This is a genomic window from Micromonospora sp. CA-244673 (genome assembly GCF_050948395.1).
Lineage (GTDB): Bacteria > Actinomycetota > Actinomycetes > Mycobacteriales > Micromonosporaceae > Micromonospora.
Map to the genome: position 1 here is coordinate 2,952,564 of NZ_CP192019.1, position 26,678 is coordinate 2,979,241.

Consider the following 26,678-nt stretch of genomic DNA (forward strand, 5'->3'; position numbering starts at 1 on the left):
GGTCAGGGTTCGACGAAGGACGGTTCGGCGGGCTCGGCCACCGTGTAGTCGCGTTCCCAGCCCTCGTTCTCCAGCTTGATGCTCTGGATGGCCACGGCGTTGGCGTTGGCGTCCAGTTCGGGCAGCGCCACCCATTCGGACACCCAGCACCGGTAGACCTTGTACGCGATGACCAGCTGCCCGGCCTCGTTGTACATCTCGATGATGATGTCCTTGCGGAAGTCCGCCAGGGAGGTCTCGGCGCCCAGCCCGGAGCCGTAGTTCCACACCTTGTTGGCCCACTGCTCGAAGTCCGGGTCGTGGGTGACGCCGCGCTCCAGCATGATCGCGTCGTACTCGGTGCGCCCCGGCGACTTGCGGCTGCTGCTGGGGTCGCCGCCGTGGCGGTGGGTGACCACCTCGGTGCTCCGCTTCAGCGTGCCGATCTTGCTGATCCCGGCGACGTATCGCCCGTCCCACTTCGCCCGGAACTTGAAGTTCTTGTACGGGTCGAAGCGCTGCGCGTTGACCGTGAACTCGGCCATGCCCGCCCCTCCTAGGTCGCCGCGGCCGCGGTCCGCTGCTGGATGCCGATCACCACGAACTCGGCCGGCTTCACGGCCGCGAAGCCGACGAGGATGTTCAGCACCCCCCGGTCGATGTCGTACTGCGTGGTGGTCTCGCTGTCGCACTTGACGAAGTACGCCTCCCGCGGTGTGCGGCCCTGGAAGGCGCCCTGCCGGAACAGGTCCTGGAGGAACCCGCCGATGGAGGCGCGGACCTGCGCCCACAGCGGCTCGTCGTTGGGCTCGAACACCACCCACTGGGTGGACCGCACCAGCGTCTCCTCCAGGAACAGCGCCAGCCGCCGCACCGGCACGTACCGGTACTCGTCGGCGAGCACGTCCGCGCCGCGCAGGGTCCGCGCGCCCCAGACCAGGGTTCCGGTGGCCCGGAAGGTGCGCAGGCAGTTCACCGCGTACGGGTTGAGGTTGCCGTTCTCGCCGTCGGTGAGCGCGAGCGCCGGCCCGGTCACCCCGGCGAGGGCCGCCTCCACCCCGGCGGGCGCCTTCCACACCCCGCGCGCCGCGTCGGTGCGGGCCATCACCCCGGCGACCGCGCCGCACGGCGCGAACTCGCGCACCGCGCCGTCGCGCAGCGGGTCGGGCCGGCGCACCCGGGGGAAGTAGAGCGCGCCGTTGCGGCCGTTGGCGGTCAGCCCGCGCGCGCCGACCCAGGCCCGCACGGTGTCGGCGGTCTCGGTGGGCGGCGGGTCGACCAGCAGGAAGGCCCGCTGGCGTACGCAGAAGTCCAGCGCGTCGGCCCACACGGTGTCGTCGAGGGCCTGGTCGGGCACGGACGGCGGCAGGCAGAGCAGGGTGAACAGATCGGCGTCGCGCAGCGCGTAGATGCCCTGCTTGGTGCCCTCCAGCGCGCCGCCGTCGGTGTACTCGGCGGCGGTCAGGTGGGTGCCGTCGGTGCCGGTGGCGGCCGCGTCGGCGGTGTCCACGTCGTAGCCGCCCGCGTCGGGACGGCCGGTGCCGGGCAGCGCCGGCGAGGCGCCGACCCGGACCAGCCGGGAGGCGGCCAGCACGGTGTCCAGCCGGCGCGGTCCGTCCACCAGGGTCACGTTCGGGTACGTCTCGACCAGCACCGGGTTCTCCGCCGGGCCCTCCCGCACGGTCAGGTGGAACAGCTCGTCGGCGTCCACCCCCTGCTGGTCGGCGACGGTGGCGGCCTCCTCGCCGGTCGCGTGGGTCACCTCGGCGTGCAACGCGTTGCCCCAGCCGCCCGGCCCGAGCGCGTCGAGGGTGAGCGCCCCGTTGAGGTCGAGTTGCGCGCTGGTGGCGTCGCGGGCCAGCCGGACGATCACGGCCTGGTTGCCGCCGTTGAGGTAGAAGTCGCGCACCGCGTAGCCGAGGCCGCTGTCCCGCCACAGCCCACCGAAGGTGCGTTCGAACTCCGCGTACGAGGAGATGGCCACCGGCACGTCGACCGGCCCGCGCAGCGCCCGCCCGACGAACGCGGCCACGGCCGTGGCGACGCCGGTGATGGTGCGACTGCCGCCGGGTATCTCCTGGATGTAGACCCCGGGATGGCTGAGCGTTGCCGCCATGACGACTCCTCGACTCCACGGGCGTGCCGTACGCCGCTGGCGCGACTGTGCCGCCCGCCCGTCACCGCGCCGTCACCCGGCCGTGTCGACCCGGTGTCGGTGGCTGCCGGTACGGTCCGCGTGATGACAGCGCCGGTAGAGGACGTCAGGACGATAGCGGCGGCGTTCCACGGCACGGTTCTCGAGGACCATCCCGTCGAGGAAGGAATCGGCGGCACCGTCATCGTCGACGAAGTGGACCCGGGCCGCCTGCTCGAGGCGTGGCGCGCGGCCCGGGCGGTCACGCCCACCACGGGCCGGTGGCCGGTCTTCACGCTTCCCGGCGACCTGCACCACGAGCCCACGCCCGCCGAGATCAACGAACTGGCGCACGCGGCGCGGGAGGTCGACCCGTGGGCGGTGTTCCGGCGGCACCCGGACGACCATCCGATGGAGCCGTGGCGGATCGAGAGCTACGTGAGCGCGTTCCTGGGCGCCGAAGGGCTGTCCTCGGCCGCCGGGCCGCCGCCCGCGCCGACGAGCGAGCCGGAGCTGGACCGGTGGCTCTACGACACGCTGCTGGCCGACCCGGTCCTCGCCGACCATGCCCGCCGGTGGTACGAGCCCCTGGTCGGCACCCGCACCTGGCACCCCATGCGGGCGGTGCAACTGGTGCTGCTGCCGACGACGTCCCCGTGGCTCGCGCCGGCCTGGATCGGCTACTTCGGCGCGGCACGCCCCGGTGGACCGGAGGCGTGGGCAGCGGCGATGTGGCAGTGGCACCGGCGCTGGGGCGCCGAGCTGGTGGCCGCGTTCAGCACCACGCTGCAGTTCGTCGTGTCCCGTCAACCGCAGCCGGGCCCGCCGGCCTGGGAGCTGGCCGGTCAGCTCCTCGCCCTCGGCGGCAGCCTCCCGCACGAGCAGTGGCAGCTGGCCATGGCGGTGGCCCACAGCGACGCCTGGTTCCTGCACGACCGCCCCTGAGCGGCGTCTCGTCATGGCTGCGGCGGCTGCCGCCGGGGCTACGATCGGCCGTGCCGTTCGACAGCTCGGATTCGGGTGAGGCCGCAGCCTTGGCCGCTGCCTTCCCACGTCGGATGAGCGATGACGTGCGGCAGGCACTGGCGGTCCTACCGCCGGCGCCGCACGCTCCGGCCTCACCGTTCCGTGTGCTGGTCGATGCTGAGCCCGTCGTGATTCCATATCGGATCTACGCTGACGAGCCGCCCGCTGGCGCGGAGGCGGCGCTGTCCGCCGCCCAGCGTGCGCTGCTGGATTGCCTGTACACCCGGCACCACGACGGCCGGGTGAGGCAGCGGCGGCTGGAGCGGGTGGTCGGATTGATCCAACCGTGGGTGGCCCCGTTCGTGGTGCAGTTGGTGGGCGAATACGTGGACGAGATCCTGCTGGTCATTCGGAGAGTCCTCGGGCCGGAACTGGTCGTCCCGCACAGCCCGACGGACGCCGTCTACGGGCGGTTCGTCGCCGAGAACCCGGGGTTCGTGGCGCTCACCGGACAGCGGGTTGCCAGCTACTGGGCCTGTTATCACCGGCGGCGCTACCCCACGCTCATCGACTACCCAGGGCGCTCCTTGATGGCAGCGCTGCGGGCGGCGGCAAACCGGCACAACGTCTCTGGCGGCGAGGTACCCGGCACGGCCGCCAGGTAGCCCGGTGACGCGGCGGGCAACGGGCCGGTGACGGGCGGGCCGCAGGCTGGGCGGGCCCGCGCACCAGACTCCCGCTCCGGAGGCGCTCCCGTGACAACCCCTGACCCCGACCGCGGTGGGGTGGTGGTCGTCCGGGTGTGGTTCGAGGACCGGCCGGACGAGCTGGGCTTCCGCGCCCTGGTGACGAGCTGCGTCGACCTGGCCGGGGGCCGGCCGGAGAGCCGGGCGGTGACCTCGCCGGACGCGGTCGTCGAGGTGGTGCGCAGCCGACTGGTGGAGATCCTCGCCGGTCACCGAGCGCGGTGACGCCCACCGCCCGACCCAGGGGAAGGCACATGACCGAGAAGATCAACTGGAGCCTCCAGGTCCGCGTGGCCCACGGCCCGCAGATCGCGGCGACCGGCGTCGTCGACGTCGAGGCGTACGACAAGGTCTCGGTCGAGATCGCGGCCGGGGAGAGCCAGCAGGTGGACCTGGTGCCCGCCGGCACCGAGCGGGTGGGCATGGTGCTGATCGTGCCGGCCACGCCCAGCGCCGACCTGTCGTACGAGATCGACGGCACGGCGATCGCGCTCGACGGCGCGCACGCCTTCCTCGGCACCGGGGCGGCCCGGCTGCTCGGCGCGGACCCGGCGAGCCTGACCTTCACCAACGACACCGCCGAGCCGGCCCGGCTGGACATCCTGGTCGGCCGGGACGTCACCCCGTGAGGGCCACCGCGATGTGACGCCGGGGTGACGCAGTGCGTTCTACCCTGCCGGAGCCAGGCCCGCGCCGCAGGGGAGGTCCCGGATGACCGCCGACTTCGTCGACGCCCTCGTGGCCGACCAGCCGGCCGGGTCCGGTCCGGTGCTGCGGCTGCTCGGCGACGTCCGGGTCAGCCACGGTTCCCGCTGGTACGACGTGCCCGAGGGCAGCAAGCGGCTGCTGGTCTACGTCGCCCTGCACCGCCGCCGCCTCGACCGTGGTCATGCCGCCGCCACCCTGTGGCCGGACGCTACGGACGCGCGCGCGGCCGGCAACCTGCGCTCGGCGTTGTGGCGGCTCAACCAGGCGCACGTCGGGCTGATCGGGGTGGACCGGCACCACCTCGCGTTCCGGCCCGGCGTGCTGGTCGACATCGACCTCGTCACGGCCTGGGCCGGCCGGTTGATCGCGGGCCGCCCGGCCGGCGCCGACCTGTCCGCGCTGCCGACCGGCGGGGTCCTGTTCGACCTGCTCCCCGGCTGGTACGACGACTGGGTGCTCACCGAACGGGAGCGGGTCCGCCAGCGGGTGCTGCACGGGATGGAGGCGATGAGCCGGCACCTGGTCACGACGGGCCGCTGCGCCGAGGCCGTCGAGGTGGCGCTGACCGCCGCCGGGGCGGAGCCGCTGCGGGAGAGCGCCCAGCGGGTGCTGCTGGAGGCGCACCTGGCCGAGGGGAACTGGGTGGAGGGCCGCCGCGGCCTGGACACCTACCGCCGGCTGCTGGCCCGGGAGCTGGACATGGAACCCGATCCGCGGCTGGGCGAACTGCTCGACGCCTACCCGCGCGCCCGGCCGGCGGCCACCGCCGACCGCGAGCGCGCCTCCTCGATCAACGCCATGAGCTGAGGCGAGGGCCGGACTCCGAGCTGCTCGGCGAGCAGCCGGACCACCAGGTCGGCGTGGCGCAGCGCGTCGCTGACGTTCCCGTCGGCGAGCATCGCGGTGAGCACCAGCCGGTGGCCGCTCTCCCGCAACGCGTCCGCGGCGACCGCCTCCAGCGCCCAGCCCAGCCCGGCGGCCGGGTCACCGGCGCGGATCGCGGCCCCGGCGGCGTCCTCGAGTGCCCGCAGGGCCCGGTGCCGCAGCAGCTCCCGGTGCATGAGCACCCAGTCGTCGTACCAGCCGGGGAGCAGGTCGGGGCAGCCGTCGGCGGCGTGCCGGCGCAGGAACGCCGGGTCGACCGGGCCGCGGCCCGCGAGACAGCGGGTGTCCACCGTCACCCCGGCGGCCAGCGCGAGCGCGCCGGTGGAGTCGGCGAGCAGGCCGGGTGCGGCCTTGCGCAGGCGCCACAGCGCCGTGCGCAGGTCGGCCGAGGCCCGTTCCTCGGGCTTGCTCGCCCACATCGACCAGGCGGTGCGGGCCCGGTCCGAGGCGCCGCGCACGGCCAGGAAGGCCACCAGCCGCTGCGCGGTCGCCGGCAGGGCGACGGGCTCGCCGTCGCGGTCGAGCGCGAAGCCGCCGAGCAGCCGCAGCCGCCAGCCGGCCCGGTGCGGGGGTACGGCCTCCGGCGTTGTTCCCGTGGTGATCCACACGTCGGCGCTCCGCTCTGTCCGGGGTGTTGGGGCGGAGGGTCACTTCTCGAATACCGCAGGTCGCGGGTCCCCGGGAACGGGCCTGTCGGTGGCCGGACATCCCGTTCGTCCACCCGGCCCGGCGACCGGTCATGATCGGCGGCCGGGACCGGCCGAACGGCTGCCTCCGGGAACGTGCGTGCCGGGGGAGCGGCGGTTGGGCAAAGTCGTTGGCGAACCGCGTGGGCTGGCCTATGGTGGGCGGATGTACCCGGCCGGGCTGCTGTCCACGACCGCCGTCACCACGGCGGCGTTCGCTGCTGCCCGCGGCCGGCGTCCCGAGGCCGTGCCCGCCCGTCCGGCGGGCAGCCGTTCCGTCGCGCCCATCCACGGCCTGCCGAGCCCGGTCCCCACCGACCGTGGCCCACCCGGATCCCGTTGATCCGCGTACGGCCACCAGGGCGAAGCCATCCGGCTTCGGCCCTTTTTCTTTTTCCTGGAAGGGGATCCAGATGGGCACCGACCTGCACGACGACCGACTCACCCGGTTGCGGGCCACGCTGACCGACGACTTCGCGGCGCAGACGGCCCGGTTGACCGAGCTCACGGCGGACACCGGCGACCCCGGCGAGGCGCACACCCGCGCCGCGATGATCGTGGCCACCCGGCAGAGCCTCGGGCAGATCGGCGACGCGCTGCGCCGGATGGCCGACGGCGGCTACGGCCGCTGCGAGCGGTGCGCCGCGCCGATCCCGGTGGAGCGCCTGGAGGCGCTGCCGCACGCCCGCTTCTGCGTGCCCTGCCAGCAGAAGCACGGCTGACCCGGCGGGTGCCGGGCCGTCACCGTACGGCCCGGCGCCCCGGCAGCCGGCGCCCGAGCCAGTCCAGCAGGACCCGCTCGTACTCCGGGCTGACGCCGGCCAGGTCCTCGCGTCCGTCCAGGGTGGGAGCGTGGTCGCAGCCGGCCAGCCGGGCCACGGTCAGCTCCGCGTCGCGCGCGGCGCGCCGCCACACGGCCACGCTCTGCTCGACCGGCGTCCAGGCGTCGGTCTCGCCGTAGCAGAGCAGCACCGGGCCGGACAGCTTCGCGAGGACCGGCTCCGGGTCGAAGTCCATGTCGACCCAGCTGCCCGGAGCGTCGGGCAGCTCGCGGGGCAGGTACACCAGCGGGAACCAGGGCCGCCGCACGGCCGCGTCCAGCTCCGCCTGGGCGGCCGCCCGGGGCACGTCCCCGCGCAGGAAGCCCTCCGCGACGCCGCGCAGCCGGTCCAGCTCGGCGAGGTCGGCCGGGCCGTACCCGTGCCGGCGCAACTGCTCGGCGGTGCCGTACCGCATCTGCGCGGCGGGGCTGACCCCGCTGCACCCGAGCAGGACGAGGAAGTCCACCGGGCGCCGGGTGGCGGTCAGCGTCGCCGCCCACGCGCCCTGGCTGAATCCCCACAGCCCGACGGGCACGTCCCCGACCTGTCGGCGCAGCACGTCGAGGGCCGCCTCCGCGTCGTCGGCCTGCGCCGTCAGCGGCACGTCGTGCCCGTTGACCCGGGGCCGTCGGTCGTAGCGCAGCACCGCGATCCCGGCCGGTGGGAGCAGCCGGGCCAGGTGCTCGTACAGGAAGTACGACCGCCGGTCGGCGTGCGAGCCGTGCAGCACCACCAGGCCGCCGCGCGGCGGCCCGGCCGGGACGTCCAGGGTCGCGGGCAGGTCGAGCTCACCGACGCGCAGCTCCATGCCGGCAGTCAACCACGCCGCACGGGGCCCCGGCCGCCCCGCCGATCGTCGCTCGTCGGCCGGGCTGCGTACCCTGGCCCGGTGACCCGTCGTGACCGTGGAGACCGCCGATGACCAGCCCGCGCACCGTCCGCACCGCCCGTCCCGCCGATGTGGCCGCCCTCGTCGATCTGGTCGAGTCGGCGTACCGCGGGGAGCGCAGCCGGGCCGGCTGGACCACCGAGGCCGATCTGCTCGCGGGGCAGCGCACCGACCCGGACATGGTGGCCGAGGCCGTGTCGAGCCCGGGCGGGACGGTCCTGGTGGTCGAGGACGGCACGGAGATCGTCGCCTGCTGCCAGTTGGAGCGCCGCGACGATCACGTCTACTTCGGCATGTTCGCGGTGGCACCGGGGCGGCAGGGCGGCGGGCTGGGCCGGGACCTGCTGGCCGAGGCCGAGCGGCACGCGCGGGAGCAGTGGCACAGCGGCGAGCTGCGGATGACCGTGATCACGCAGCGGGAGGACCTGATCGCCTGGTACGAGCGGCGCGGCTATGTCCGCACCGGCGAGCTGAGCCGGTTCCCGTACGGCGACGAGCGGTTCGGCCTGCCCCTGCGGCCGGACCTGGCCTTCGAGACCCTGCGCAAGAAGCTCGGTTGACCGAACGGTCGCCGACCACCGTCGGCGGCCGTTCACCGACCGCGTGCCGGGCCGTCCGTCGCCGGGCGCAGCCGCCGGACGAGGTGGAGAACGCCCTGGTGGACGGCCACGCCCACGCCGGTGTTCAGCAGCGCCAGCCCGGACGCGGCGATCAGCCCCGGCCCGATGCCCATCGCCCCGGTGGCGACCAGCAGGGCGGGCCAACCGGCGGCGGCGACCGCAAGCGGCAGCCACCACCAGCGCCCGAGCAGCAGGCCGAGGAGGATGAGGCTCGGGATCATGGTCCGGACCTCGACTCCGGCGGCGCGTCGGCGAGCTCGGCGATCACCTCGGCGTGGCAGCGCTCCGGCACGCACCAGCAGCCGAGCCGGCGCCCGCGCAGGTCGGGCAGCAGCGCGAGCAGGTCGGGCCGGCCGAGCAGGTACGCCCGGTACTTCTCGATCACCTCGTCTCGGGTGCCGTCGGGGCCGGGCCGGTACGGGCTGGACAGCGGGGACTGCGGGAGCCGCCAGCCGCCGCGGGACATGGCCCGCCCGACGTAGACGACGTCGGCGTACGCCGGGTCGTCGCGGTGACCCTTGAGGTTCACGACGGTGGTTGCCGGCATGGCTGGCGCTCCTTTGCTGCTGCCGTCCGAGACACCAAGTGTCGCAGCACCGGCCCGGTCAGGCGCCGGGCGCGGGCGCCGGGCCGGTGGAGTCGCGGACGATCAGCGTGTGACCGGTGGACCGTCGTCGCGGCCGGGTCGACCTGGGCTTCAGCGCGAGGGTCAGCGCCATCCGCCCCATCTCGGTCATCGGCAGCCGGACCGTGGTGAGGCTGGGTGCCAGGTCGGCGGCGACGGACACGTCGTCGAAGCCGACCACCGACACGCGCTCGGGCACCGGGATGCGCCGCGACCGCAGCACGGACAGCACGCCGATCGCCATCGCGTCGTTGAGCGCGATGATCGCCGTACTGTCCGGGTGGTAGTGCAGGATCCGCTCGGCGGCCACCCGGCCGCCGTCGCGGGTGAAGTCGGAGTGGACGACGGCGAGGTCGTCGGGGGAGTGCCCGTGCGCGGCGAGCGCGGCGGTCACCCCGGCGAGCCGGTCGGCCACGGTGGTCAGACCCGGGGTGCCGGCGGCCACGGCGATCCGCCGGTGGCCCAGGGCCAGCAGGTGGGCGCCGATGTCGCGGCCTCCGGCCTCGTTGTCCGGCACCACCGCGTCGACGCCCAGGGCGTGTCGCCCGATGACGGCGACGCGTCCGCCGGCCCGCTGGAAGCCGGCGAGTTCCGCGCGGGCCTCGGCCTCCACGCGCGGGTCGTCGTAGCCGGAGCCGGCGATGAGGATGATTCCGACCTGCTGGTTGATGAGGTGCCGCAGTTGGCGCAGCTCGTTCTCCGGGTCGCGTCCGGAGTGGGCGATCTGGACCAGGAGGCCCTCCTCGGCGGCGACCTGGAGCACGCCGCTGGCGATCTCGGAGAAGTACGGGTCGTCGATCTGGTGGACGATCAGGCCGACGGTGGTGCTGGCGCCGCCGGCGAGGGTGCGGGCGTACGGGTTGGCGACGTACCCGAGTTCCCGGGAGACCTGGCGGACGTGCCGGGCGACCTCCTCGCTGACGCCCTCGCGCCCGGCGAGGGCGCGGGAGGCGGTCGCCAGCGAGACGCCGGCGCGCTCCGCCACGTCGACGAGACGCAACCGTGGTCCGGGTCGGGGCATGGGTAACTCCTGGCAGACATTGATCCGCACCGCGCTCTTGCGTGTGGCGTAGGGCACAGCATAGGGTACGAAAGCGCTTACGTAAGCGCTTTCGTAAGCGCGGCGCCGCCTCGGCCGTTCGGCCGGCCTCACGGCGGACCGTCCTGTCCCGACACCCCGACTCCACATCCGGGCACCGATCCACGCCCGGTACGTAAGCGCTTTCGTCACCGCCACATCGCACCGACGAAGGGAGCACCTCCCCATGAGAAGACACCGACGCGCCGCCGTCGCGGCCACCGCCCTGCTGGCGCTGGCGCTGACCGCGGCGGCGAGCCCGGCCCAGGCCGACCGGCCCGGACCGCACGACGTCCACCCCGCCCTCTGGTCGCACCTGGTCGCCTTCTACGACTTCGACCACCCGGTGGTCGGCGACCCCGCGCTCGAGCGCGACCTGGGCCGGTCCGGCACCGAGATCGAGCTGGTCAACGGCGGTGCGGCCATGCGGGTGCCCGACCGGGCGTACAAGGGCAGCGGCGACGCGCTGCAGACCCGGCAGGTCAACCCGCAGGCCGCCGGCAACGACGACTGGAAGGCCGGCATCTGGTCCTCCAGCGGCGTCCGCACGCTGCGCGCGTTCAGCGGCGCCGAGGGGACCACGGTGATGGGCTGGTTCAAGCGGGACATGGATGGCCCGGCGTTGAACTCCGTCACCGCCAACCCGACCGACCGGTACAACGCCATCGGCCTGGCCGGCGTGCTGACCGGCGACTCCGACGGGCACGGCGTGCGCGCCCTGCTGGAACTCATCGACGTGGGCGGCGAGCTGCACCTGGTCGCCCTCGGCCGCCGCGTCGACGGCGGCGCCTCGCAGACCTTCGCCGCCAACGAGGACTGGCGGACCCTGCTGCCGAAGGGGGAGTGGGTGCACCTCGCGGCCACCTACGACTTCACCAGCGGCACCATGGCGCTCTACCGCAACGGCGAGCCGGTCGACGGCTTCTACACGACCGCCGGCGACCCGTGGCAGCTCAACGGGCCCGGCCCGCACGTCACCAGCGCCACCGACGCGCGCGGCATCAAGATCGGCGGGAGCTTCCCTCAGAACAACCTGGAACGCAACCCGTGCGACTGCCGCATGGACGGCCTCATGTTCCTCGACAGCGTGATCCCGGCGAGCGACATCGCCAAGCAGTACCGCTACATGGCCCGCTGACCGTCCCTCGGATCGTCCCACCGAGAAGGAGAACCGCGTGTTCACTCGCGCTGGCAGCACCGGCAGGCTCCGCAGAGCCGCCCTCACCGCCGGGGTCACTGCCGCCACCCTCGTCCTGTCCACCCTGGTCGCCGCACCCGCCCGGGCCGACGGCGCCGTCTACGACCCGATCCCCGAGTCGCAGATCCAGTCGCGGCTGGGGCTGGTGCTCCAGGAGTACGCCAGCTTCCCCCAGTCCACTCCGAACCCGGCGCCGGTCGACGCGCGGCTGGTGCGCAAGGCCCGGATCAACACGATCAGCGAGCTGCCCGACGGCTCCGGCCGCCGGGCCGTGCCGGACCTCAACGGCAACCTCTACCTCGTGGAGAACGGCACGCCGCACGTCTACCTGGACGTGGCGGCGACCTTCGCGCCGCAGTTCTTCTCCGGCCGTGGCCTCGGCCAGGGCTTCGGGTACGTCGCCTTCCACCCCGAGTTCGGGCGCAACGGCCGCTTCTACACGATCCACACCGAGCAGGCGTCGCTGGCCACCCGGACGCCCGACTACGCCCAGCCGAACACCATCTACCAGGCTGTGATCACCGAGTGGACGGCCAGCGACCCGGCCGCGGAGACCTTCGCCGGCACCCACCGCGAGGTGCTGCGGATCGGCTTCGGCGGCCAGATCCACGGCGTCCAGGAGATCAACTTCAACCCGACCGCGAAGCCGCGCGACCCCGACTACGGGATGCTCTACCTCGCCGTCGGCGACGGCGGCCAGGGCTACCGCAACGGCGACCCGCAGAACATGGGCATGCCGCACGGCAAGCTGCTGCGCATCGACCCGCGCGGCACCAACGCGCCCAACGGCCGGTACGGGATCCCGGCCGACAACCCGTTCGTCGGGCGCGACGGCGCGCTCGGTGAGATCTACGCGGTCGGCTTCCGCGACCCGCACCGGTTCAGCTGGGACCGGGCGACCGGCCGGATGTACCTGGGCCACATCGGCGAGCACGCCATCGAGTCCATCTACGAGGTCCGGGCCGGCGACAACTTCGGCTGGAGCGAGCGCGAGGGCAACTGGGTCTTCGACAAGACCGCGACGAACCCGTGCGACAAGCTCTACCCGCTGCCCTCCGACGACGCGAAGTACGGCTACACCTACCCGGTCGCCGCGTACGACCACGACCCGGCGGCGAACTGGAACTGCACCTCCGACGTCGGCGTCGCCGTGGCCGGCGGCTTCGTCTACCGCGGAAAGGACGTGCCCGCCCTGAAGGGCAAGTACGTCTTCGGCGACCTGGTCGACGGCCGGGTGCTCTACACCGAGGCGAACGAGATGCGCCGCGGCGCCGGGCTCGCCCCGATCCACCGGCTCGCGCTGTACACCACCGCCGGGGACCTGGTACGCATGCAGGACCTGTCCAGCCCGGGCGCGCCCGGCGACCCGAACCGGGTCGACCTGCGCTTCGGCACCGACGCCGCCGGTGAGCTCTACATTGTGGCCAAGGCCAACGGGAAGATCTGGAAGGTCGTCGACACGAAGACCGTGGCGGAGGGCAAGGTGGGCCACACCAAGGTCGTCCACACCGCGGGCGCGCAGAACTGGACGCCGGTGACCCCGTCGAAGTGGCGGTTCGAGGGCGACCAGGTGATCCTCGCCGAGGCCGGCGTGAGCCGCCCCGGCCCGCGCCGCCCGTTCGAGTACGCCATCCTCGACAAGGGTCCGGCCTGGTCCTCGGTCCAGATCGACGCCCGGGTGCGCCTCGACGAGCCGGTGGAGGTCACCAACCGGGACGTGATCATCGTCTTCGGCTGGCAGTCGGACACGCAGTACTACTACGCGCACCTGTCCACCGACAACACGATCTACCCGCACAACGGCATCTTCAAGGTCAACAACGCCGACCGGGAGCGGATCGACCACCAGTGGAACGGTCGCTCGCGGGGCGCCAACCCGGCGATCACCGACGCCGACTGGCACAAGGTGCGGGTCGTGCACCTGCCCGCCACCGGTGAGATCGCCGTCTACGTCGACGGGCACAAGGACCCGCTGCTGACCGCGAAGGACACGACCTTCAGCTCGGGTCGGGTCGGCTTCGGCTCGTTCGACAACATCGGCCGTACCCGTCAGTTCACCGTGACGGGCTCCCCGGCCTGATTCGAGGAGCGGAGGGGACGGCGGCCGGTGCCGCCGTCCCCTCCGGCGTACCCCGACGGCTGAACGTCCTGGGGGTGTCAGCGCCGATCAGCGCAACCTTCCGTTCATGCAGCCACGGCAGGCAGGACGCGTGCCAGCCGGCCTGCGTGAACCGCTGGCCCCACCGGTCTCGTGCCGGAAGCGGCCGTAGCTGTCTGAGCTCACACGACCGGAGCGGTCGTCTTTGCTGTCGTTCGGTGGGGCATCGTGCTGGCTGCGACGGTGAACGGATGGCGCAATCGATGCATCGCCACCTCACCGCAGTCGGACGCACGAGGCGCGGGCTTCTCTTCTTCCGCGGTGGACGGTGAAAGAAACTGTGCGATGGAACCGCAGGCCGGAGCAGGGGCCGGGCCGCGGAAACGCGGAGCGTCGGCAACCGGGTGCCGGTCGCGGCTGAACCCGCCGGGAACCGTCGCCGGGTGGGCGTCTGGTGTGCGCGGTGACGTGGTGATCACGGTCATGCTGTGCCTTCCTCCTCGAACGGCGCGTCGCAGAGAAGGCACGGGCCGCAGGCCACGGGACATCGCAAAACGAACCTGAACAAGATGGTGGATGAAATGCCGAACGACGGCCCGCTGAACCAGTCGGGCCGCCGTTCGGCAAAGCGTGGGTCAGAGCGGGCGGATATCCGACGCCTGCGGGCCCTTCGGGCCCTGGGTGATGTCGAACTCCACCCGCTGGTTCTCCTCGAGGCTGCGGAAGCCGCTCGCGGAGATCGCCGAGAAGTGGGCGAAAACGTCGGCGCCTCCGCCGTCCTGGCTGATGAACCCGAAGCCCTTGTCGCCGTTGAACCACTTCACGGTACCTGTAGCCATGTCTGCTCCTTCGCAGGCTGTTGAAGACCGCATTGTGCGGACTCGCGCTGCCGCGTTGATCAGCCGCGCCGGAAACGACATGAAACGAAAAAGGCACCTGGATGGGTTTTGGTTAACCCATCAGGCGCCGAAACGTCTACGGAAATCAAAACTGCAACCGGGCAACCGTAACACAGAATCCGTCGATCGGTGCCACCCACGCCCGCGGCCGCGTCACAGCACGGCACCGCGAGGCGCAACTTCGCGGTCGCCGCCGATGAGCCGGACGAGTAGCACTGTTGTTGCCCTGTCGTAAGGGGCCAGTCGAGTAGGGATGCCAGAGGTCGCGTCGGTTCTCGCCAAGAGGGAGCCACACTCATCGCTGGAGTCAGCTCCCTGAGCTGGCAGCGGCACCGCTGCGCTTCGTGCGCGTAGAGTGGGCAGTGGATCAGTTCGTCAACATCGTTGGCGGGCCGGCGCCTACCGGGGCGTGCTGCCCAGGTCTCGGCAGTGTCCCCAGGACAACGTCGAGGTTTGAGGGCCGAGCGTTGGCAGATCATCCGATCGCCACGGACATTTCAGTGCTGACGGACAACGCCGGTCGTCGGCCGCTACCTTGCGGCAGCACTCAGCCAGTCCCGCCCAGCCCGTACGACAGGCCGTCGCGGAACGGCTGCGGCACGTGAGCGCCGATCCGGCTGGCCTGGCCGAGCAGCACCGCCACCACAGGAGAAGGACATGACTTTCGTGTTATCCCCGCCCATGGTCTCCTCGTCACCATTGCGCGAGCCCACCAAGACCCTCCGCGAAAAAGGGGCAGACAGTTTTCACGCGGCGCTCGCCGCGGTGCTGGCCGCCGGGCTGGAGAAGGCTCTTGAAGCGGGTGACCACCCGAGAGCGATCAGCTTCATCAACCGCGGCTTCGCAGAAGGTAGTCCGCAGCTGGGCTGCGACCTCCTCTGTCGGGCAATTGCGGTCGTCGGGACAGCCCGGACCTGGACGGTGCAGCTCGCGCCCCTGCGCCAGCGTAGCTCCCTGGACTGAGGCAGCCCGCCGCGCTGCGAATCGCTGCCGCGCGAGTACCTACCTCGCCGGGTCGCTCAGGGCCGCCTCGACCGACCCGGCGCGCTGCACCAGGGACACCGCTGCGGGCACCGATCCTTCGACACCATCGACCATGCCCGTCGGGTCACCGTGACGGCTCCCCGGCCTGACGGCCGGACGATCTGCGGGCGGGCAGCATGCGGCCCCCCGTCCAGGATGTGGGGCATGGACTTCTTCTGCTACCACCGTGACCGGCCCGGCTCCACGGCATTGCGCAGGGAGTTGCTGGAGGAACACTGGGCCTACATGGACCGGTACGCGACGGAGATGATCGCCCGCGGCCCGACCTTCGCCGCCGACGGTGACACGCCCACCGGCAGCGTGCACATCCTCGATCTGCCCGGTCCCGCCGCCGCCCGGGCCTTCGCCTTCGACGAGCCCAACTACCAGGCGGGCGCCTACCGGGACGTGCTCCTACGCCGGTGGCGCAACCTGCTGGGGCGCACCATGTGGGACTTCCCCGGAGGCCGGACCGGCGGCCACCGCTACCTGGTGCTCGGCCTCGGCGCGGGTCAGCCCGCCGATCCCGCCGCGCCGCACGACCGGCACGACCTCATCGCCTACGGGCCGCTGCTCTCCGACGACGGCGCCACGTGGTTGGGCACGGCGGCGCTGGTCGAGGCCTCGGACCCGGACGGGGCGCGCGCCGTCCTGACACCGGACCGGTACGCCGACATCGAGGTGCACAACTGGGCGTTCGGCGGGCGGCCGGGAGCGCATCCCCCCAGGTGAACCGGGCCTCGGTGCCAGGACCAGGCCCGTCCCTCCGCTCGACATCGTGCCGCGCCCGCGTCCCCCTCCTCGCCGTACCGTGCGTCGTGCTCCGCCACCTGATCCGTCACTGGATGAGCCCTGCCGACCGGCCGCCGTGATGAGTTGTCGCGCCCGCGGCCGTCACACCTACGGCGGGACACGACGAGACGGAAGGATGACGTGATGAGTACGGACACGCGGCTGGAGGAGCTGGGCGTGAGCGGTCTGGGCGAGGTCGACGAGCCGGCGTTCTCGGGGCTGGCGGAGCGGCACCGGCGGGAGTTGCACGTGCACTGCTACCGGATGCTCGGGTCGTTCGAGGACGCCGAGGACGCCGTGCAGGAGACGTTCCTGCGTGCCTGGCGGCGGCGGGAAACCTTCGAGGGGCGGTCGACGTTCCGGGCCTGGCTGTACCGGATCGCCACCAACGCCTGCCTGGACCTGCTCGCCAAGCGCCGCCCGGATCCCGCGACCGGCGGTGAGGTGCGGTGGCTGCAGCCCTACCCGGACCGGCTGCTCGACGAGCTGCCCGCGGGCGACGCGGACGAGCCGGAGACGGTCGCCGTCGCGCGGGAGACGATCGAGCTGGCGTACCTGGTCGCGGTCCAGCACCTCGCGCCGCGCCCGCGGGCCGTGCTGATCCTGCGGGACGTGCTCGGCTGGCCGGCGAGGGACGTCGCGGAGCTCCTCGGGGACTCCGTCAACTCCGTGAACAGCGCGCTGCAGCGGGCCCGCGCCGGCATGCGGGAGCACCTGCCCGCCGAGCGGCAGGACTGGACCGGGAGCGAGGATGACGCCGGCACGCGCGAGCTGGTGCGCCGCTTCACCGACGCCAGCGTGGCCACGGACGTCGACCGGCTCGCCACGATGCTGCGCGACGACGTCCGCTGCGCGATGCCGCCCACGCCGGGCCTCCACGTCGGGCGCGACAGCGTGGTGAACAGCTGGCTCGAGGACGGCTTCGACCGCATGACGGGCCTGCGCGGCGTCCTCACCTCCGTGAACCGGCAGCCCGCGGTCGCCTTCTACCACTGGCGTGAGGGGGAGAACGCGTACCTGCCGCTGACGATCGACGTCCTGCGCGTCACCGGCGGGGCGATCACCGAGATCACCATCTTCCACGACGACCAGTTCCCGCGGCTCGGGCTGCCGGAGCGCCTGCCGGCGGACGGCACGGAGTAGCCCTGGTGCGGACGCTCACGCTGCGCGGTGGCGCGCGTGTCGCGGTGGTCGCGGCCCAGTGGTCCGACGCGTTCGGCGTCGTCACCGGCGGGCGGGTGCAGTTGGAGCTGCGCGACGGCGAGCCCGGGCCGGTCCTCGGACGCGACGCCGGGTTCTGGCTGCGCGGCACCGGCGTGCGCGCCCTGCGCAACCCCGGCCGTCGCACGGCGACGGTGCGCATCCTCACCCCCACTCCCGATCAATGGAGGAACGACATGAACAGCTGGATGCAACCCAGGGTCGTCGCAGACCCGGCATCGGCCCGGACCAGCACCACCCATCGATTCCGCGGGCTCGCCGTCACCGGCCTCATCGCCACGCTCGCGGCGATGGTGGCCACCACCCTCGCCGCCGCGCTCGCCCAGGCCGCCGGCGTCGACTTCGAGATCCCCGACGGTGGCGAGGCGATCCCGTTGCCCGGGTTCGCCGTGGTGACCGGCTTCTTCTCGGTCGTGGGCATCGTCATCGCCGTCGCACTTCTCCGTTGGAGCGCTCGCCCCGCCCGGCGATTCGTGTGGACGGCGGTGTCGCTGACCGCGATCTCGTTGGTCCCGCCCCTCCTTTCCGGGGCTGACACCGCCACCACCGTCGCCCTCCTCGGGCTACACCTCGTCCCCGCCGCGGTGATGATCCCCATCCTGGCCCGGAGTCTCCGCACCCGGACCGACTGACGATCCCGACCTTGACAAGGTTCTATAAGGTACGGCGAAGGTGTGTGGCGATTTCGGGGGAGAGCGCCGGTGAGACTGGTTGCGGGCGTCGCAATGCTGGCCTGTCTGGCGGCATGCCAGTCGACTCCAAAACAGGCGACCTCCGACGGCTCCGACCCGATCGTCACCACCCAGGCGTCACCGACGTCGATCACGATGCCGGCCGAGGCCTTCGACCTGTCGTGGCGTCAGCTCGATCATTACGTCAGCCAGGATGGACGATTCGAGGCCAGGCACGTCGACGAATGGATGGTGGTCACCCGGGACGGCAAGGAGTTCGGCCGTTTCGGCACCGCCGCGGAGCGCATCCTCGGCGCCGACTTCTCACCGGACGGACATTATCTCGCCGTGGCGCATCCCGATACGGTGATCACCTATGACCTGACGACGAAGCAGCCGAAGGCGCTGTTCACCCCGTCCGTGGAGAGCATTCGCTTCTCAGCGGACAGCGCCTACCTGGTCGGCCGGGAGGACTATCAGAAGGTCCGCAACGGGCGCCTTGTGGTTATCGATGTGGCGACGGGGAAATGGACCGCCTCACCGGTGCCGCCGCAGATCGAAGTGTCCAACGATCCGGGCAAGTCCTGGTACTCGGGATCGTTCGCCGTCTTCGATCACGGGAAGCAGGTGGTGGCCGCCGGCAGCGACGGGTTCCTGCACTGGGCGGTGGAGAGCCAGAAGCTCACCTGGGTGCCGTGCGGCTGCGGAGCCGACACGGGCGCGGTGAACCGTGCCGGAAGCCTGGTGGCCCTGGTGATCCCGGACAACAAGCTGTCGCTGTGGGAGGTGGCCGGCCGGCGCGAGCAGCGGGTCTGGACACTGCCCGAGCTGCCGCCGCTCAACGGGGACTATCCACTGCGGTACTTCGGTGTCGAGCCGCACTTTACGGAGGACGGAAAATGGCTGCTGCTCGACGGAGGCGAGGGCGGGCAGGTCTGGTCGATACCCGACGGCGTCCCCGTGAAGATCCTGCCGCGCGGCAGGAACTGAGCCTGCGGCGGCGGCTGCTGCGATCCATCAGCAAGGGCTGGTGGTTCGTGGTCGGCGGCACCGTCCTGGCTGTCATCGGTGCCGCGGCGGGCATCTATGTGCCGAAGATGCTCGACCCGCAGGACGAGCGGCCCATCGCCATCAACCTGGTGAGCAACCCCGCCACCGTGCCGGCCTGGGGTAACGACGTGTTCTCGTTCGTCATGCCCACGGACGCGCGTCCCGCCACACGCCCTCCGCTCGACTGCCCCTCGATCGTGGACTGGGCGCACGGCAACGGCGGGGTGGATCAGGAGGCCACCAGGGTGCGGCTGGTCGTGCAGGGCGCATCCGACAAGGGCGTGCTCATCGACGGGATGCGCGCGCGCATCATCCGGCGCTCGGCGAACCCCGACCCGGGCGGCACCTCACTGACCTGCGGCGGCGGGCAGGGCACCGTCACGCCGCGGCAGGTCGCCATGGATCTGGACGCAGCGGAACCGTCAGCGGAATACGCCACCAAGGTGGACGGCCGGCTGCCGCTCTTCGGGTTCACCCTCGAGAAGGGGGAGACGGAGGTCTTCGAGCTGACCGCCACCACCAAGGGCACGGTGGAGTGGGTCATCGGTCTCGACCTCGTCGTGGGCGGCGAGCCGCAGACCGTGGAGGTGACCAACCACGGCCAACCCTTCCGGACGACCGGCTTCGTCAGCCCGCACGGCTATCGGGTCATGGCCGGGACGGACCATTGGGTGGAGTGCACCGGAACTCCACCCCGCTGCGGCACCACAGCAGTTGCGCCAGCTGACTTCCATTACGCCTGACCGGTTCTCGACGCGCCCCCGCCGCGGCCACTCTTGGTGGTGCCGCCGCTCAGTTCAATGCCGTTCGATGCAGAACTCGTTGCCCTCGGGGTCACGCAGGGTCACCCAGCCGCGGTCCTCGGGACCGCGATGGTCCTCGTGGATCGTGGCGCCGAGGCTGACAGCCCGCTCGACCTCCTCGTCGCGGGACCGCCCGTCGGGCTTCCAGTCGAAGTGGACCCGGTTCTTCGCCGAGCGCGGCTCCGGGACCCGGACGAACAGCAGACCCGGCACCGGCTCCGGCGCTTCGACGAGCACCTCGTCGTCGCCGGGCTGATCAATCCCGGAAATCGGCCAGCCGGTCAACCGGCTCCAGAACGTGCCCAACTCGTACGGGTCCGTGCAGTCGATCGTCACGTGACGCAGTCTCATTCGCAGCACCGTAGGTCGTCATCCTGCCGGCATCAAACGCAATCGGCGCCACGCGTGCTCCTTCAGTTCCTGGCCGCGGTGACGATCGCGGTGGTGGCGCTGGCGGCCAGCAGGATGGCCACGAGGCCGTCGACGCAACGAGGGGACAGCCGTCCGGCCACCCGCTCGCGAACCGACGGCCGGCGAAGGCGAACGGCGAGCATGTGCCGGCGGTGATCAAGGACTGCCGCGCTCCGCGTGCTACGCAGACGTGGGCGAGCTGCCCTGGATGCCGACCGGACGTGCCGACGAGGGAGCGGCTGAGCTTATTCCGTGGCCTTCCCCTGGTGGCGTTCGGCGAGTTGCTTCAGGTTCAGCAGTTGCCGTCGAGCCATGACCAGGTCGCCGACGGACAGCCCGAGGGCGGCCCAGCGGGTCGTCTGCATGACGACCTTGAGCAGCAATCGCGTCGTGTCGTGCTCCTGAGGCACAAGGACGTAGGACATGAAGGCACCCATGATGGTGCTCGTCAGCTGTTTGCCGGGGTCGACCGAGACGATCCGGCCCAACTTCCGTCCGCCAGCAGAGGTGAAGGCCTCTCCGACTCGAGGCTCGGGTAGGTCCACCAGCTGTCGAGGTGAGCGGTGGCCGAGGTTGTCGATCCAGTCATAGGAGTACGGCGCCAGCCGCACCTGGGCCAGCCACGGCCACACCGCTGCGGCGGGCGCTCCCACCTGCACCCCCCGCCACGCCTGTAGCGCGGGCGCGACCACGAAGTCGTCGCACGGATAGGAACGCAGTGTCTCGCTGTCAGTCACGCCCCACCGGTCGCCGATCACGCATCCATCTTCCACCGTGTCGGCGACGCCCGGCCCAGCCGAGTGCCCTGCCGATGGCCGACCGGCGGACGCGGTGCCGTCAGGACAGTGCCGGAAGGATGGCCCGTTCCAGCACCGTGAGCGGAGGCCGCCACTGGTCGGGGTCGTCGTAGTTGCCGGCGGTGATGGCCACGGTGAGGTCCAGGTCGGGCAGGACGAACAGGCGCTGGCCGCCGTTGCCCATGCCGGCCACCAGCCGGTGGCCCTCGATGGATTCGATGTACCACTGGTAGCCGTACTGCGCGCCCCAGGTGGTCTGCAGGCGTGGCTGGAGCATCGTACGGATCCAGTCGGCGGGGATGATCGGATGACCGTTCCAGGTTCCGTCGGCCAGCACCAGCTCGCCGAGCCTGGCCAGGTCGCGGGGCGCGAGTCGCAGCCCGGACGCGGCGGAGGCCACTGCGTCCGCGCCGGTCATCCACTCGAAGCGGTCGAGGCCCAGCGGCGCGAACAGCACGGCCTGCGCGTATTGCGGCAGCGACTGCCCGGTGCCGTCGGCGATCAGTCGGCCGAGCAGAGCCGTGGCACCGCCGCAGTAGGTCCATCGGCTGCCCGGCGGGTCGAGGATCGGCCGCTCCAGGATGTACCGGTACCGGTCCGGCGCCAGCTCCATCGCGATCTCGGCGTTGGCCGGGCTGTTGTACGGGAGATCTTCGCGCCATTCCACGCCCAATGACATCGTCAGCGCGTGCTCGACGGTGAGCCGGGCACGCTGGGGGTCGACCGCCAGGTCCGGGTACTGCGGGAACAGCCGCAGGAGCGGCTCCGCCGGCGGCGGGACCAGCCCTTCGCCGAGCGCGATGCCGTACAACAGCACGGTCACGCTCTTGGTGACGGACCGGATGTCGTGCAGCGTCTCGGGCCCGAACTCGACGAAGCCCAGCGAGTCGCCCCACGCGAAATCCTCGCCGGCCCCGTAGTACTCCAGCAAGGTCTGGCCACCGCGAACCGCCACGACAGCATGCAGACCGCCGACCTGGCCAGCTTGGCGTAGTTCGTCGAGGCGGTCACGCAACTGCGTCGTCATGGGCACTCCGAGAGGGCGATGTCGGCGAGGCAACAGCATGCTCGTTATACCGGAATCGTGCTGTTGGGAACGGCCCCGGTGGGAGGGCCCGGCGCGGCGGTGGTACCGAGCACGAGCGGCACGACCCGCCACGAGGCTACGACGGCTCGCGGGATCCGGCCGCGGTCCTACCGGAGCCGTCGCCCTGGCCGCCGGTCAGCCGCCGGGACAGCAGCTCGCCGGCCTCGGCCAGCCACCTCGCCGGCTCGCCCAGAGCCGCCTCGACCGACCCGGCGAGCTCCACCAGGGACACCGCCGCGGACACCGAGCCCGGGACGGGTCCGCCGATCTGGCCGGCGACCACGCCGACCGGTGTGCCGGCGGAGTCGGCCGCCTTGAGCAGCGAGCCGACCACCTTGCCGGCCAGCGAGGTCTCGTCGAACCGCCCCTCGCCGGTCAGCACCACATCCGCGCCGGCCAGCGCGTCCGCCAGCCCGACCAGTGCAGCGATGGTCGACGCACCCCGCGTGATCGTGGCGCCCCACAAAGCAGCCAGACCGTACGCGGTGCCGCCCGCCGCGCCGGCACCCGGCTGGTCCGGGTCACCACCGGCCAGGTCCGCGAACCGGCGCAGCGCCCCGTCCAGCAGCGCTATCTCGGCCGGGCCGGCGCCCTTCTGCGGACCGTAGACGGCGGCGGCCCCGGCCGCGCCGGTCAACGGCGCGGTCACGTCGACCAGCAGTTGCACGGCACCGGGCGGCGCGGGCACCAGATCGGTGGTGTCGAGGCGGGCAAGCCCCGCCAGCGCGGCACCGCCGAGTGGCAGTTCCCGGCCCTGGTCGTCGTGCAGCCGCAGGCCGAGGGCGCGCAGCGCGCCGGTGCCGCCGTCGGTGGAGGCGGACCCGCCGAGTCCGATGACGAGGCGGGTGGCCCCGGCGTCGAGGGCGGCCCGCGCCACCACGCCCAGCCCGTACGTGTGCGCGCCGAGCGGATCCGGGGTGGCCATCAGCGGCAGACCGCTGGACTGGGCCAGCTCCAGCACGGCGGTCCGGTCCGGTAGCAGGAGCCAGGCCGCGTCGACCGGCCGGCCGTCCGGCCCCGGCGCGACCGTCGTCCGGCGCTCGGCGTCCGGCAGCGCCGCGGCGAAGGCGTCGACCGTGCCTTCGCCGCCGTCCGCGAGGGGGAGCAGTCGTACGTCGTCGTTGGGCCGGTGGGCCAGCCAGCCGCGGGCCAGGGCCCGGGCCGCGTCGTCGGCGGCGACCGAGCCCTTGAACGAGTCGGGCGCGACGACGACCCGCATCAGTCGGCGAGTACGAGCTGGAGGTAGCGGTCCTTCATGGTGGCGAGGACCTGGTCGGGGTCGGTCGCCCACACCTCGGCGTTGAAGATCTCCACCTCGGTGTCGCCGGTGTAGCCGGCCTCCTCGACGGCCCGCCGGAACGGCGGGAAGTCGATGTGCCCGTCGCCCATCATGCCCCGGCCGAGCAGCACGTCGGCGGGGAGCGGGGTGAGGAAGTCGCAGACCTGGAAGCTGGCGACGCGGTCGCCGGCCCGCGCGATCTGCCGCCAGACCTCCGGGTCCCACCAGATGTGGAAGGTGTCCACGACGACCCCCACCTGCGCGACCGGGAACGGTTCGGCCAGGTCGATCGCCTGTCCCAGGGTGGACAGCACCGCGCGGTCCGCGCAGTACATCGGGTGCAGCGGCTCCAGGGCCAGCCGCACGCCCCGCTCGCCCGCGTACGGGGCCAGCTCGGCGAGGGCGTCGGCCACCCGCTGCCGGGCGCCGATCAGGTCGCGGGAGCCGGGCGGCAGGCCGCCGACGACCATGACCAGGCAGTCCGTGCCCAGCCCGGCGGCCTCGTCGATGGCGCGCCGGTTGTCCTCCAGCGCGGCCCGGCCGGCGTCGCCACCGGCGGTGAGGAAGCCGCCCCGGCACAGCGACGACACCCGCAGTCCCGCGTCGGCGACCAGCTTCGCGGCGGTGGCCACCCCGATCTCGGCCACCGGCTCCCGCCAGAGCCCGATCGCCGGGATGCCGGCGCGGACGCAGCCCTCGACGGCCTCCCGCACCGACCAGGACTCCGTGGTGCGCTGGTTCAGCGACAACTTCGCCAGCCGAGGGTCGACGGCGTTCATGCGGTGCCTCCCTTCGTTCGCGACTGCGGGGCTCGCAGGGCCGGCTCGCTCCTCGCGCTCACGGTGCTTCCCTTCGTTCGCGACTGCGGGGCTCGCAGGACCGGCTCGCTCCTCGCGCTCACGCGCTGACTCCGGCCACGGACAGGTAGCGGCGCATCCGGGCGACGGCCAGGTCCGGGTCGAGCAGCAGCCCGGCGGCGTCGGCCAGCCGGAACACCTGCACGAGGTGCGGCACGCTGCGGCCGCTGTGCAGGCCGCCCACCATGGTGAAGCCCGGCTGGAAGCCGTTGATCCAGGACAGGAAGGCGATGCCGGTCTTGTAGTACTGCGTCGGCGGGGCGAAGACGTGCCGGGACAGCGGCACGGTGGGGTCCAGGATCTCCCGGAAGCCCGCCGTGTCACCGGCGTCGAGGCGTTGCAGCGCCGCCGACGCGGCCGGTGCGATGGCCGCGAACGCGCCGAGCAGCGCGTGGCTGGACCGCCGGCCGTCACCGGCGATCAGCTCCGGGTAGTGGTAGTCGTCGCCGGTGTAGACCTTGACGGTGGGCGGCAGCAGCTCGCGCAGCCGCACCTCCCGCTCGGCGTCGAGCAGCGACACCTTCACGCCGTCGATCCGGTCGGCGTGCGCCTGCACCAGCGCCACGAACGTCTTGGTCGCCTCGTCGAGGTCGGTCGAGCCCCAGTAGCCCGCGAGGGCCGGGTCGAACATGTCGCCGAGCCAGTGCAGCACCACCGGCGTGGACGTCTCCCGCAGCACCTGCTCGTAGACGCTCAGGTAGTCGTCGGGCCCGGTGGCCAGCGCGGCGAGCTGCCGGCTGGCCATCACCACGGGAATCGCGCCGCACTCCTGCACGAAGGCGACCTGCTCGACGTACGCGCCGACGACCTCGTCCAGGGTGTCGGGCAGGCCGGTGAGCTGGTCCGTGGCCGCGCCGGCCACGATGCGCCCGCCGCAGGCGGCGGCCTCGGCGGCGCTGCGCCGGATCAGCTCCCGGGTGGCCGCCCAGTCCAGCCCCATGCCGCGCTGGGCGGTGTCCATGGCCTCGGCGACACCGAGCCCCCAGGACCAGAGGTTGCGCCGGACGGCCAGGGTGGCGTCCCAGTCCAGCCGGGCGGGCCGGCCGGGGGCGTTGTCGGCGTGCGGGTCGGCGACCACGTGCGCCGCCGCGTACGCGATCCGGCTGGCCGGCGGGGTGGCCGGACGCCGCCAGCCGGCCGGCTCGCGCAGGGTCAGCTCCTCGGCGCCGCCGTCGGGGCGGGGCAGGGTGATCCGGGCGGTCACAGCCCGATCTCCTCGATCTCGACCCGCCGCCCCTCCCGCGCCGACAGCAGCCCGGCCTCGGCGAGCTGGACGCCGCGGGCGCCGGCCAGGAAGTCCCACGGGAACGGCTCGCCGTCGACGACGTGCCGCAGGAACGCCTCCCACTGCACCTTGAACCCGTTGTCGAAGTCCTCGTTGTCGGGGACGGTCTGCCACTGGGCGCGGAAGGGCTCGGTGACCGGCAGGTCCGGGTTCCACACCGGCATGGGGGTGGCGCCGCGGTGCTGGATGCGGCACTCGCGCAGCCCGGCCACGGCGCTGCCGTGCGTGCCGTCGACCTGGAACTCCACCAGCTCGTCGCGGTAGACCCGGACCGCCCAGGAGGAGTTGATCTGCGCGGTGATGCCGCCGGCCAGTTCGAAGATGCCGTACGCGGCGTCGTCGGCGGTGGCCCGGTAGGTCTGGCCGGTCTCGTCCACCCGCTCGGGGATGTGCGTGGCGATGTGCGCGGTCACCGCGGTGACCGGGGCGAAGATCTGCTCCAGGACGTAGTGCCAGTGCGGAAACATGTCCACGGTGATGCCGCCGCCGTCCTCGGCGCGGTAGTTCCAGCTCGGCCGCTGCGCGTCCTGCCAGTCACCCTCGAACACCCAGTAGCCGAACTCGCCGCGCACGGACAGGATCCGGCCGAAGAAGCCGCTGTCGACCAGCCGCTTGAGCTTGCGCAGGCCGGGCAGGAACAGCTTGTCCTGCACGACACCGTTCTTGACGCCCTTCGCCACGGCGAGCCGGGCCAGCTCCAGCGAGCCGGTCAGCCCCTCGGCGAGCGGCTTCTCGGTGTAGATGTGCTTGCCGGCCTCGATGGCCGCCCGGATGGCCTTCTCCCGCTGCGCGGTGACCTGCGCGTCGAAGTAGATCTGGTGGGAGTCGTCGGCGAGCGCGGCGTCCAGGTCGGTCGTGTACGACGTCAGCCCGTGCCGGGCGGCGATCTCGGCGAGCTTGGCCTCGTTGCGGCCGACCAGGGTCAGCTCGGGCCAGATGCGGCTGCCGTCGCGGGCGGGCAGGCCGCCCTGCTCGCGGATGGCGAGCAGGGACCGGACCAGGTGCTGCCGGTACCCCATCCGGCCGGTCACCCCGTTGAGGATGATCCCGATTGACGTGCGCTCCACGTG

General features: G+C 72.5%; 32 protein-coding genes. 15 read left to right on the forward strand and 17 right to left on the reverse strand.

Translation table 11 applies throughout. The features are described 5' to 3' along the window. Positions 1-2 precede the first annotated feature (2 nt). The gene (locus ACQP12_RS13760) at positions 3-524 is read right to left on the reverse strand and encodes a phage tail protein (protein WP_262285740.1); all 522 of its coding nucleotides are present in this window, start codon (positions 522-524) and stop codon (positions 3-5) included. An 11-nt stretch (positions 525-535) separates the two neighbouring features. Then, positions 536-2,095, reverse strand: coding sequence for a phage tail sheath family protein (locus ACQP12_RS13765; RefSeq protein WP_433288019.1), 1,560 nt, complete (start codon positions 2,093-2,095; stop codon positions 536-538). Between the two features lie 123 nt (positions 2,096-2,218). On the opposite strand from ACQP12_RS13765, the gene ACQP12_RS13770 reads away from it, so the two are divergent. The 5 genes from ACQP12_RS13770 to ACQP12_RS13790 all read left to right on the forward strand — a co-directional run bounded on the left by ACQP12_RS13770 (position 2,219) and on the right by ACQP12_RS13790 (position 5,340). Then, positions 2,219-3,058 (forward strand): DUF4253 domain-containing protein, encoded by an 840-nt coding sequence (locus ACQP12_RS13770; RefSeq protein WP_433288021.1) that lies wholly within the window; start codon positions 2,219-2,221, stop codon positions 3,056-3,058. A gap of 113 nt (positions 3,059-3,171) precedes the next feature. Then, positions 3,172-3,744, forward strand: coding sequence for a hypothetical protein (locus ACQP12_RS13775; protein ID WP_433288023.1), 573 nt, complete (start codon positions 3,172-3,174; stop codon positions 3,742-3,744). Positions 3,745-3,834: 90 nt separating this feature from the next. After that, the gene (locus ACQP12_RS13780; RefSeq protein ID WP_433288025.1) at positions 3,835-4,050 is read left to right on the forward strand and encodes a hypothetical protein; all 216 of its coding nucleotides are present in this window, start codon (positions 3,835-3,837) and stop codon (positions 4,048-4,050) included. A 29-nt stretch (positions 4,051-4,079) separates the two neighbouring features. Further along, positions 4,080-4,454: a hypothetical protein gene (locus ACQP12_RS13785; RefSeq protein WP_355058696.1), complete on the forward strand. Its 375-nt coding sequence runs from the start codon at positions 4,080-4,082 to the stop codon at positions 4,452-4,454. An 82-nt stretch (positions 4,455-4,536) separates the two neighbouring features. Then, positions 4,537-5,340, forward strand: a complete 804-nt coding sequence (locus ACQP12_RS13790) for an AfsR/SARP family transcriptional regulator (RefSeq protein ID WP_433288028.1) — start codon at positions 4,537-4,539, stop codon at positions 5,338-5,340. Here the strand turns inward: ACQP12_RS13790 and ACQP12_RS13795 are convergent. Beyond that, a complete protein-coding gene (locus ACQP12_RS13795) occupies positions 5,271-6,026 on the reverse strand; it encodes an AfsR/SARP family transcriptional regulator (RefSeq protein WP_433288030.1) in 756 nt (251 codons plus the stop codon). The two genes, ACQP12_RS13790 and ACQP12_RS13795, sit on opposite strands and share 70 nt — an antisense overlap. A 491-nt stretch (positions 6,027-6,517) precedes the next feature. On the opposite strand from ACQP12_RS13795, the gene ACQP12_RS13800 reads away from it, so the two are divergent. Further along, entirely contained in the window at positions 6,518-6,826 is a 309-nt protein-coding gene (locus ACQP12_RS13800; RefSeq protein ID WP_357948891.1) for a TraR/DksA family transcriptional regulator, read from the forward strand. A gap of 19 nt (positions 6,827-6,845) precedes the next feature. Here ACQP12_RS13800 and ACQP12_RS13805 read toward each other — a convergent pair whose 3' ends face one another. Then, positions 6,846-7,733, reverse strand: a complete 888-nt coding sequence (locus ACQP12_RS13805) for an alpha/beta hydrolase family protein (protein ID WP_433288032.1) — start codon at positions 7,731-7,733, stop codon at positions 6,846-6,848. A 110-nt stretch (positions 7,734-7,843) separates the two neighbouring features. Here ACQP12_RS13805 and ACQP12_RS13810 point away from each other — a divergent pair, with 110 nt between their 5' ends. Further along, on the forward strand, positions 7,844-8,374 hold the full coding sequence (locus ACQP12_RS13810) for a GNAT family N-acetyltransferase (protein ID WP_433288034.1): 531 nt from the start codon (positions 7,844-7,846) through the stop codon (positions 8,372-8,374). A 32-nt stretch (positions 8,375-8,406) separates the two neighbouring features. Here ACQP12_RS13810 and ACQP12_RS13815 read toward each other — a convergent pair whose 3' ends face one another. Genes ACQP12_RS13815 through ACQP12_RS13825 form a run of 3 tightly spaced genes read right to left on the reverse strand, consistent with a single transcriptional unit; the run spans position 8,407 to position 10,080 of the window. Beyond that, positions 8,407-8,655 carry a hypothetical protein gene (locus ACQP12_RS13815; protein WP_433288036.1) on the reverse strand — a complete coding sequence of 83 codons (249 nt, stop codon included), beginning with the start codon at positions 8,653-8,655 and terminating at the stop codon, positions 8,407-8,409. After that, positions 8,652-8,981 carry a DUF4326 domain-containing protein gene (locus ACQP12_RS13820; protein WP_433288038.1) on the reverse strand — a complete coding sequence of 110 codons (330 nt, stop codon included), beginning with the start codon at positions 8,979-8,981 and terminating at the stop codon, positions 8,652-8,654. The genes ACQP12_RS13815 and ACQP12_RS13820 overlap by 4 nt, the downstream gene beginning before the upstream one ends. A 58-nt stretch (positions 8,982-9,039) precedes the next feature. Continuing rightward, positions 9,040-10,080, reverse strand: a complete 1,041-nt coding sequence (locus ACQP12_RS13825) for a LacI family DNA-binding transcriptional regulator (protein ID WP_433288040.1) — start codon at positions 10,078-10,080, stop codon at positions 9,040-9,042. 244 nt (positions 10,081-10,324) lie between these two features. Here ACQP12_RS13825 and ACQP12_RS13830 point away from each other — a divergent pair, with 244 nt between their 5' ends. Beyond that, positions 10,325-11,275 (forward strand): LamG-like jellyroll fold domain-containing protein, encoded by a 951-nt coding sequence (locus ACQP12_RS13830; protein WP_433288042.1) that lies wholly within the window; start codon positions 10,325-10,327, stop codon positions 11,273-11,275. A gap of 37 nt (positions 11,276-11,312) precedes the next feature. Beyond that, a complete protein-coding gene (locus ACQP12_RS13835) occupies positions 11,313-13,415 on the forward strand; it encodes a PQQ-dependent sugar dehydrogenase (RefSeq protein WP_433288044.1) in 2,103 nt (700 codons plus the stop codon). Between the two features lie 200 nt (positions 13,416-13,615). Here the strand turns inward: ACQP12_RS13835 and ACQP12_RS13840 are convergent, their stop codons facing one another. Then, positions 13,616-13,918, reverse strand: a complete 303-nt coding sequence (locus ACQP12_RS13840) for a hypothetical protein (RefSeq protein WP_433288046.1) — start codon at positions 13,916-13,918, stop codon at positions 13,616-13,618. 150 nt (positions 13,919-14,068) lie between these two features. After that, entirely contained in the window at positions 14,069-14,272 is a 204-nt protein-coding gene (locus tag ACQP12_RS13845; RefSeq protein WP_212836447.1) for a cold-shock protein, read from the reverse strand. A gap of 717 nt (positions 14,273-14,989) precedes the next feature. On the opposite strand from ACQP12_RS13845, the gene ACQP12_RS13850 reads away from it, so the two are divergent. The 6 genes from ACQP12_RS13850 (at position 14,990) to ACQP12_RS13875 (ending at position 19,832) form a co-directional block, all read left to right on the forward strand. Continuing rightward, the gene (locus ACQP12_RS13850; protein ID WP_433288048.1) at positions 14,990-15,295 is read left to right on the forward strand and encodes a hypothetical protein; all 306 of its coding nucleotides are present in this window, start codon (positions 14,990-14,992) and stop codon (positions 15,293-15,295) included. A gap of 225 nt (positions 15,296-15,520) precedes the next feature. Next, a complete protein-coding gene (locus tag ACQP12_RS13855; RefSeq protein WP_433288050.1) occupies positions 15,521-16,087 on the forward strand; it encodes a YciI family protein in 567 nt (188 codons plus the stop codon). 201 nt (positions 16,088-16,288) lie between these two features. Beyond that, entirely contained in the window at positions 16,289-17,290 is a 1,002-nt protein-coding gene (locus ACQP12_RS13860; protein ID WP_433288052.1) for an RNA polymerase subunit sigma-70, read from the forward strand. Positions 17,291-17,295: 5 nt separating this feature from the next. Next, complete coding sequence (locus tag ACQP12_RS13865; protein WP_433288054.1) at positions 17,296-18,000, forward strand: DUF6069 family protein; 705 nt, start codon at positions 17,296-17,298, stop codon at positions 17,998-18,000. A gap of 69 nt (positions 18,001-18,069) precedes the next feature. Beyond that, positions 18,070-19,029 (forward strand): WD40 repeat domain-containing protein, encoded by a 960-nt coding sequence (locus ACQP12_RS13870; protein ID WP_433288056.1) that lies wholly within the window; start codon positions 18,070-18,072, stop codon positions 19,027-19,029. Positions 19,030-19,076: 47 nt separating this feature from the next. After that, entirely contained in the window at positions 19,077-19,832 is a 756-nt protein-coding gene (locus tag ACQP12_RS13875) for a hypothetical protein (protein ID WP_433288058.1), read from the forward strand. Positions 19,833-19,886: 54 nt separating this feature from the next. On the opposite strand, the gene ACQP12_RS13880 is transcribed toward ACQP12_RS13875, so the two are convergent. The 8 genes from ACQP12_RS13880 to ACQP12_RS13915 form a co-directional block, all read right to left on the reverse strand. After that, on the reverse strand, positions 19,887-20,243 hold the full coding sequence (locus tag ACQP12_RS13880; RefSeq protein ID WP_433288060.1) for a VOC family protein: 357 nt from the start codon (positions 20,241-20,243) through the stop codon (positions 19,887-19,889). A 62-nt stretch (positions 20,244-20,305) separates the two neighbouring features. Then, positions 20,306-20,446, reverse strand: a complete 141-nt coding sequence (locus ACQP12_RS13885; RefSeq protein WP_433288062.1) for a hypothetical protein — start codon at positions 20,444-20,446, stop codon at positions 20,306-20,308. A 102-nt stretch (positions 20,447-20,548) separates the two neighbouring features. Continuing rightward, positions 20,549-21,061: a polyketide cyclase gene (locus ACQP12_RS13890; protein ID WP_433288064.1), complete on the reverse strand. Its 513-nt coding sequence runs from the start codon at positions 21,059-21,061 to the stop codon at positions 20,549-20,551. 79 nt (positions 21,062-21,140) lie between these two features. Continuing rightward, the gene (locus ACQP12_RS13895) at positions 21,141-22,127 is read right to left on the reverse strand and encodes a serine hydrolase domain-containing protein (protein ID WP_433288066.1); all 987 of its coding nucleotides are present in this window, start codon (positions 22,125-22,127) and stop codon (positions 21,141-21,143) included. A gap of 136 nt (positions 22,128-22,263) precedes the next feature. Further along, on the reverse strand, positions 22,264-23,406 hold the full coding sequence (locus tag ACQP12_RS13900; protein WP_433288068.1) for a glycerate kinase: 1,143 nt from the start codon (positions 23,404-23,406) through the stop codon (positions 22,264-22,266). After that, positions 23,406-24,245 carry a sugar phosphate isomerase/epimerase family protein gene (locus ACQP12_RS13905; protein ID WP_433288070.1) on the reverse strand — a complete coding sequence of 280 codons (840 nt, stop codon included), beginning with the start codon at positions 24,243-24,245 and terminating at the stop codon, positions 23,406-23,408. Before ACQP12_RS13905 ends, ACQP12_RS13900 begins: the two co-directional genes overlap by 1 nt. Positions 24,246-24,363: 118 nt before the next feature. Further along, the gene (locus ACQP12_RS13910) at positions 24,364-25,527 is read right to left on the reverse strand and encodes a dihydrodipicolinate synthase family protein (RefSeq protein WP_433288072.1); all 1,164 of its coding nucleotides are present in this window, start codon (positions 25,525-25,527) and stop codon (positions 24,364-24,366) included. Beyond that, positions 25,524-26,675 carry a Gfo/Idh/MocA family protein gene (locus tag ACQP12_RS13915; protein ID WP_433288074.1) on the reverse strand — a complete coding sequence of 384 codons (1,152 nt, stop codon included), beginning with the start codon at positions 26,673-26,675 and terminating at the stop codon, positions 25,524-25,526. Before ACQP12_RS13915 ends, ACQP12_RS13910 begins: the two co-directional genes overlap by 4 nt. Positions 26,676-26,678 lie beyond the last annotated feature (3 nt).